Below are 6795 nucleotides of genomic sequence, written 5' to 3'. Positions count from 1 at the left end.
GTAGGGAATCACCGTCCTTGTAGGGCGGTGAGGATGTCACGAATCCAGCTTCTCCCCGCTGAGGATAAACATAGGATTAACAGCCGCAAAGATTTGATGAGTACCTCGGGTTTCCAAGCGATTGATTGAGGATTGCACAACCTCGATATTACGAGCTTGTAACTCAGCCAATCCTTCGGAGAGGGTATAAAGACTCTCTAAATTACTAGCTGTGGCAACAATCCGACCTTGGGGTTCTAAGTAATGCCAGACTGCCTTAAGAATGTCTTTAATCGGGCGTCCTCCCTCAATACAGGCTCTATGGGGTTTTCCTGGTAGATCTTGGAGACATTCAGGTGCAGATCCTTCGATAACGTCAACATTCTCAACACCGAAGCGGGAGCAGTTCCGTCGAATCAGGTTTGCCACCTCTTCATCCCGTTCTACCGCCACGATTTTACCGTGAGGAGAAAGTAATCCAGTTTCTACGGCAATCGTACCTGTTCCTGCACCGATATCCCAGAGCAAGGAATGGGATTCTAAGCGCAATGCGGAAATAATTAGTAACCTTACTTCTCGCTTACTCAGCGGAATACCAGGCAAGCGCTCGAATAAATCATCGGGAATACCAGGAGTGGTATAGTTCCACAGGGGAGAAGACATTCTGTTCGTCCTTGGTCATTAGTCCTTACTGTATAACAACGTTGACGCTGTTTAAGCTAGGGTCACTACACCCAGTAATATAGCCGCCAAAATGCTGAACCTGTCGCAGATAGTCCACCGTAGCTGACGCGATCGCAAATCCTGGCATTAAAACGGGAATCCCTGGAGGATAGGGACAAATCCATTCAGCACTAATGTGACCTACGCTTTGGTCTAGAGGTAACCGTTCTTTCGGGGCAAAAAAGGCATCGCGAGGAGACATTGACGGTTCCAGGATTAACCCTGATGTCATTCCCAGTTGGTATAAATTTTGCCTAAAGGAAGTATCAGGACGAGAATAGCGCTGTTGTAAGTCGGTAAAGGCTTGGACTAATTGCTGAATATCTTCCGCCGCGTTCCCTAAACTCAGGATAAACGTCAGATGTTGGAATGTTGGCAACTCGGCAATTACACCCAACTGATCACAAAAAATTTCATCGGCTTCAAACCCCGTTATTCCTAACCCACTCACTCTCACCGTCAACCGGGTCGGATCTAGGGTAAAACAGCCCGGAGTCTTTGTGGCATCTAACACCGATAATCCCGGAATTTGCTGAATCTGTTCCCTCGCCGCCTCAGCCAGTCCTAGAGTGCGGCTAATCAGCCTTTCCCCATACAACATCATTTGTTGTCGTGCGGCGTCTAGAGAGGCTAAGAGGATGGCGCTGGGACTGGTAGACTGGACAAACTGTAAAGCTTGACTCAATCGTTCCGGATCAAGGCGATGACCTTTAATGTGCAGCATTGAGGCTTGGGTCATCGCCGTCAAAACCTTATGGCTGGACTGTATGGTTAAATCAGCCCCGGCTGACATTGCACTTGGCGGCAAATCCGGGTGAAAGGTCAGGTGCGCCCCGTGTGCTTCATCAACCAGCAAAGGAATATTGTCGTCATGTACCCGTTGTGCGATCGCGTGGACATCCCCGCACACGCCATGATAGGTCGGATACAGTAGCATCACCGCCTTAGCATCCGGATGTTCCTTGAGGGCTTGGCTAACGGCGTCTGGCGTAATACTGTGTGCCAAATCACCCCAAGGATCGGACTCTGGGGTAATAAAAATCGGACTCGCACCGGAAAGAACCAAACCTGCGATCGCGGATTGATGACTATTCCGAGGCAAAATCAGCTTATCTCCTGTACCGCAAGTGGCTAAAATTGCCGCGATTACGCCACAGGTTGAGCCATTTACCAGAAACCAGGTTTTATCGGCACCAAACGCCTCCGCTGCTAACGCTTGCGCCTCTTTAATCCCTCCTGAAGGGGCAAATAAGTTATCAAAATCTGGTAATTCGGGAAGATCATGCTCAAAGACTGATTTTCCCCATAGATTCGCCAGTCTGTCAGATATACCCTTTCCCCGCTTGTGACCTGGGGCGTAGAACGGTGCGTGGGGGACTCCAGCACAGGCTTGTAAAGCATCGAGTATGGGGATAGTCCTTTGTCCTTTGTCCTTCGTCATTGGTTATTCGTCATTGGTTATTCGTCATTTGTCATTTGTCATTCGTCAGTTGTACTATAAAGTATTTGGGTAAAAAATTAGTTAGGTACACAAGGAAGTTCTATGTCGCGATATCGAGGTCCGCGCCTGCGGGTTGTCCGTCGTCTAGGCGATCTGCCCGGTTTGACTCGCAAATCCCCCCGTCGTTCATACCCACCCGGTCAACATGGTCAAGCTCGCCGGAAGCGGTCAGAATATGCGATTCGATTGGAAGAAAAACAGAAACTCCGCTACAACTACGGAGTCACGGAAAAGCAATTGCTTCGCTATGTTCGCAAAGCACGTCGAGCAACGGGTTCCACGGGTCAAGCCTTGCTAGAACTGCTAGAAATGCGACTGGATAATACCGTGTTTCGCTTAGGTATGGCAGGTACTATACCGGGTGCGCGTCAACTTGTGAATCATGGTCATGTGATGGTCAATGGTAGGGAAGTGAATATCGCTAGCTATCAATGCCGTCCCGGTGATGTGATTATGGTTAAAGATAATCAGCGCTCTCGGGGTTTGGTGGAAAAAAATCTGGAATACCCCGGATTGGCAAATCTACCCAGCCATTTAGAGTTTGATAAGAAAACATTCACCGGTAAGGTCAATGGCGTGATTGAGCGTGAGTGGGTCGCCCTGCAAATCAATGAACTGCTAGTGGTTGAGTTCTATTCACGGAAAGCGTAGATTGGTTGCTCGTTCATGGTTGATGGTTCATAGTTCATGGTTGATGGTTCATAGCAATCAGCAATCAACGATGAACTATCAGCAATCCCACTAACCCCCAATTTGTGACATGGTGCGAGTGTAGTAACCATCAGTACCAGACTCTCGCTGTTTAAAGTTGATGTCTGGTTTAATCGCTAGTAACTGCTGCACTCGCGCTCTTAATTGGGCGAGATCAACACCGCTACGGAGAGTGCTTTTTAAGTCAATCTGACCCGTTTCATTGAGTAAACAGGGACGCAACCAGCCATCGGCAGAGAGGCGCATCCGGTTACAGCGATCGCAAAAACATTCGGACATTTGACTGATAAAGCCGAGAGTCCCCAAAGCATTAGGAATTTGGAATACATCAGCCGGTCCATTCCCGCGCACATTCGACTCAACTAAGCCCCAGCGATCGCGGATTTGCTGGCGGAGTTCCTCAGAAGGAATCCAGGCGCGATCGTTAAATAATTCAGGATTGCCAATTGGCATAAACTCAATAAAGCGAATGTGCCAATGGCGATCCAGGGTAAGGGCGGCTAAATCCAGGACTTCTGAGTCATTCACCCCTGGAATAACGACGATATTCAATTTGAGGGGATCAAACCCCACCCGATGTGCCGCCTGAATTCCGTCCCAAGTTTGCCGCCAGCGCGATCGCCCCCGATTCCCGATAATTTTGTCAAAGGTGTCAGGATTGAGAGAGTCCAAGCTAATATTAATCCGCCGTAATCCCGCATCATACAAGTCTTGTGCCATACCTGCGAGTAAAAAGGCATTCGTTGTCATCGCTAAATCTTCGGTTTGATCCAGTGCGGCAATTTCTCTGACCAACTCTACCACCCCTGGACGCAGTAGCGGTTCTCCACCCGTCAGGCGAAACTTTCTAAACCCCACCGGGATAAAAACTTCTTTCAATAGCGTCAGCAGTTCCTCGTGGGTGAGGAGTTCCTGTTGCAGGATATAGTCAAGTTCTGACCCTTCCGGCATACAGTAGTGACAGCGGAAGTTGCAGCGGTCAATTAGGCTAATCCGGAGATAATCGACAGTGTTCATTATATTTTCTAGTTATCGTACAAGACTCCAAAGGCGAAAACTGCCAATATAATTCCCTATCCCCCATCTCTATGCAGCTATTGTTCTATGATAAGAATCTTTAACTCATCGGACGTTAGGGATTATGTATTGAATGCATCGATCAGAGCAAAAACTAAATTGGCACAATCCTGGCACACATGTCCCGTCAGTGTATGTAACTATTAACATGTGAACGTTGAGGCGCATCACTCATGATGTTAGGCAAGCTACTGGATGGTCGTTACCAAGTCAACCAAGTCCTCGGTGCAGGAGGATTTGGTCGCACCTACCTGGCACAAGATACCCGTCGTCCCGGTAACCCGATTTGTGTGGTCAAACACCTTCAGCCCGCAAATCGTGACCCCAATTTCTTAGAAACTGCCCGACGTCTATTCAACAGCGAAGCGGAAACCCTGGAGGTGCTAGGAAATCATGAGCAGATCCCGCGCCTGCTTGCCTACTTTGAAGAAGACCAAGAATTTTATCTGGTTCAGGAATATATTGAAGGGCATCCCCTCAGCCAAGAGTTGATACCGGGACAACCGTGGGATCAGACGCGAGTTATTGCCCTGCTGCAAGAACTTTTAGAGGTTTTAGAGTTTGTACATAACCGTGGCGTGATTCACCGGGATATTAAGCCAGATAACCTGATTCGACGGAATTTAGATAAGAAGTTAGTCTTATTAGACTTTGGGGCGGTTAAGCAAATCCGGACTCAACTGGCAAATCCACAAGGACAGATGAGCAATACCGTTGCTGTGGGAACTCCGGGGTATATGTCCAGTGAACAGGCTTTGGGTCAACCGCGTCCCACTAGCGATATTTACGCTGTAGGAATTATTGCTATCCAGGCAATCACAGGTCGTATGCCTGCTGAATTGCAGGAAGATTTAAATACGGGCGAACTGATCTGGCAGCATCTTGCACCCGTAAGTCCAGGGCTAAAACATATTTTGACCCGGATGGTGCGCTATCATTTCAAAGACCGCTACCAGTCAGCCACAGAAGCGTTACAAGCCGTGCGATCGCTCATCGCTGCTGCTTCGGGTCAGTCTGTTCCGCCGTCTCAACCAACGCCACAACCCACGCCCCTATCGGAACAAGGAACTCTAGCTGTTTCCCCAGGCGCACCCCCTCGACAACCTCCCCCTCCTCCCCCTCCTCCCCCTCCTGAACCCGAACCTGCATCTGAACCGAATCGCGCCCCGTTAATCATTGGTGTGGGTTTAGTCGTGGCTATGGCAGCCGCAGGCATGGCCTATGGCATTCGTCAGGGGATGTCCGGTCAAGGAATGGTACGAGGCAATTGCACGGTGACGGCTCAAGCCTTGAACGTGCGCTCAAACCCCAATGCAGAGGTTGTTGGCAAGGTTACTAAAGGTACAAACTTATCCCTAACTGGCACAAGGCAAGGGGATTGGGTGGAAATTCGTTCACCGCAAGCTGGATGGGTTTTTGGGCAGTATATCGATTGTGCCTCTGTGGATACTATTGCTGAACAACCTGCTAGCCCTACCCCAGAAGAAACTCAACCGAGTCCGACTCCAGTTGAGGCAAAACCCAGTCCCAGCCCAGAACCAACCCCAACGCCGGAAAAATCCCCTGATCAGCCCAAAGATAATGGGGCAGAGGTATTGACAGAAGCGGCCCAAGAGTATCAAAAAGGTAACTTAGATAAAGCGATCGCGGCGGCTCAATCGGTTCTCCCCAGTAGTCCAGCGTTTGAGGATGCTCAAAATAAAATCGAGACCTGGCAAAAGGAATGGGGGGAAGCGAAAGCCAAATTCGATAAGATTCAACAAGCTTACAATGAAGGTCGCTATGTTGATGTGATTATTTATGCCGCAGACAGCGATTTTCCGGAACAACGCTATTGGCGAGAAAAGTTAAATGATTTAGTTCGCCAAGCCACCCGGCGTAAAAATCAAGGGGATACAAATCAGGAAAATCCGCCGTCATCAGAACAGTCAAATCCCCAAAATCCTAAACCGGAAACAGAAGAACCTGCTCAACCCTCACCTAAACCCACAGGGGACAATTCAGTGCCAATTTGTGAACCGGAAGCCGAAGAAGACTGTTGATAAATGATCCAATAACCCACATTTGTAGTGGCGTGACCCAACTAAAATGGTGCAATAGATTGGCTTCGTAGTGAGGGCTTCAGCCCTCTTCAGCTAGGCGTTAGAGCACTCTTTGTACTCACTACAAACAAAGCCCTATTTTAGCTGGGTCATACCAGTAGGGTGCGTTAGCGAAGGCGTAACGCACCGTTTTTCACAGATTTGGTGGGTTACGGCGGATATCGAATTATAAGGATTAGTTTTGTTAATTTAATCCCGCCTAACCCACCCTACAAGTTTATATTTTTCATTAATTACCAAGGATTCCCTACCAGGGTAAACGCACTCCAATAATAAGGATGAGTTAGATTAATATTTCCTTGGTTCCGCAATTCCTCTGGCAAGTCAACTTTCGCGGCTGGCGTGACTAATTCATCTCCTTCTAATTCCACCTCTCCCCGCATCATTGCCAATTGTGCCTGTCGCAAGGCTTCAGCTTTAATCGGGGCTTGTTTTAACTGTTGATAAAATGTGGTCATCAGTCCTAACGTCCCGGTATCACTGACATACCAGAGACTACCTAACGCTGATTTGACCCCAGCTTGTACCGCTAATCCAGTAAATCCTAATTCTGCTTCCTCATCCCCTAACGCTGAACGACAGGCACTTAATACCATCAGTTCGACTGGGGGATTATCTAATTGCAACTCTCGTAACTTGTCTAGGGTTAAGCGGGTATTCCAAAACTGAATATAGGAGTTACTGGCTTTTCCCGGTTTAAAT

At 48.4% G+C, this 6795-nt stretch carries 6 protein-coding genes; 2 read left to right on the top strand and 4 right to left on the bottom strand.

What is annotated here, in order from left to right; all coding sequences use genetic code 11:
* Positions 1 to 36 precede the first annotated feature (36 nt).
* Together cbiT and ACLFWI_RS23960 are read right to left on the bottom strand one after the other, a co-directional pair.
* Positions 37 to 642, bottom strand: coding sequence for a precorrin-6Y C5,15-methyltransferase subunit CbiT (cbiT, locus tag ACLFWI_RS23965; RefSeq protein ID WP_446415010.1), 606 nt, complete (start codon positions 640 to 642; stop codon positions 37 to 39).
* Positions 643 to 667: 25 nt separating this feature from the next.
* Positions 668 to 2143 carry an aminotransferase class I/II-fold pyridoxal phosphate-dependent enzyme gene (locus ACLFWI_RS23960; protein WP_446415009.1) on the bottom strand — a complete coding sequence of 492 codons (1476 nt, stop codon included), beginning with the start codon at positions 2141 to 2143 and terminating at the stop codon, positions 668 to 670.
* A 102-nt stretch (positions 2144 to 2245) separates the two neighbouring features.
* On the opposite strand from ACLFWI_RS23960, the gene rpsD reads away from it, so the two are divergent.
* Positions 2246 to 2854: a 30S ribosomal protein S4 gene (gene rpsD / locus ACLFWI_RS23955; RefSeq protein WP_446415008.1), complete on the top strand. Its 609-nt coding sequence runs from the start codon at positions 2246 to 2248 to the stop codon at positions 2852 to 2854.
* A 90-nt stretch (positions 2855 to 2944) separates the two neighbouring features.
* Here the strand turns inward: rpsD and moaA are convergent, their stop codons facing one another.
* Positions 2945 to 3931 (bottom strand): GTP 3',8-cyclase MoaA, encoded by a 987-nt coding sequence (moaA, locus tag ACLFWI_RS23950; protein WP_446410819.1) that lies wholly within the window; start codon positions 3929 to 3931, stop codon positions 2945 to 2947.
* Positions 3932 to 4167: 236 nt separating this feature from the next.
* Between moaA and ACLFWI_RS23945 the strand changes: the two genes are divergently transcribed.
* Positions 4168 to 6033: a protein kinase domain-containing protein gene (locus ACLFWI_RS23945; RefSeq protein WP_446415011.1), complete on the top strand. Its 1866-nt coding sequence runs from the start codon at positions 4168 to 4170 to the stop codon at positions 6031 to 6033.
* Positions 6034 to 6326: 293 nt separating this feature from the next.
* Here the strand turns inward: ACLFWI_RS23945 and ACLFWI_RS23940 are convergent.
* Positions 6327 to 6795: CHAT domain-containing protein (locus ACLFWI_RS23940; RefSeq protein ID WP_446415007.1), on the bottom strand; the 469-nt coding region annotated here is incomplete at its 5' end.

This window comes from Coleofasciculus sp. (assembly GCF_046539235.1).
Lineage (GTDB): Bacteria > Cyanobacteriota > Cyanobacteriia > Cyanobacteriales > Coleofasciculaceae > Coleofasciculus.
Note: the sequence above shows the minus strand (reverse complement) of the source record. Positions and strands in the feature narration are given on the sequence as shown.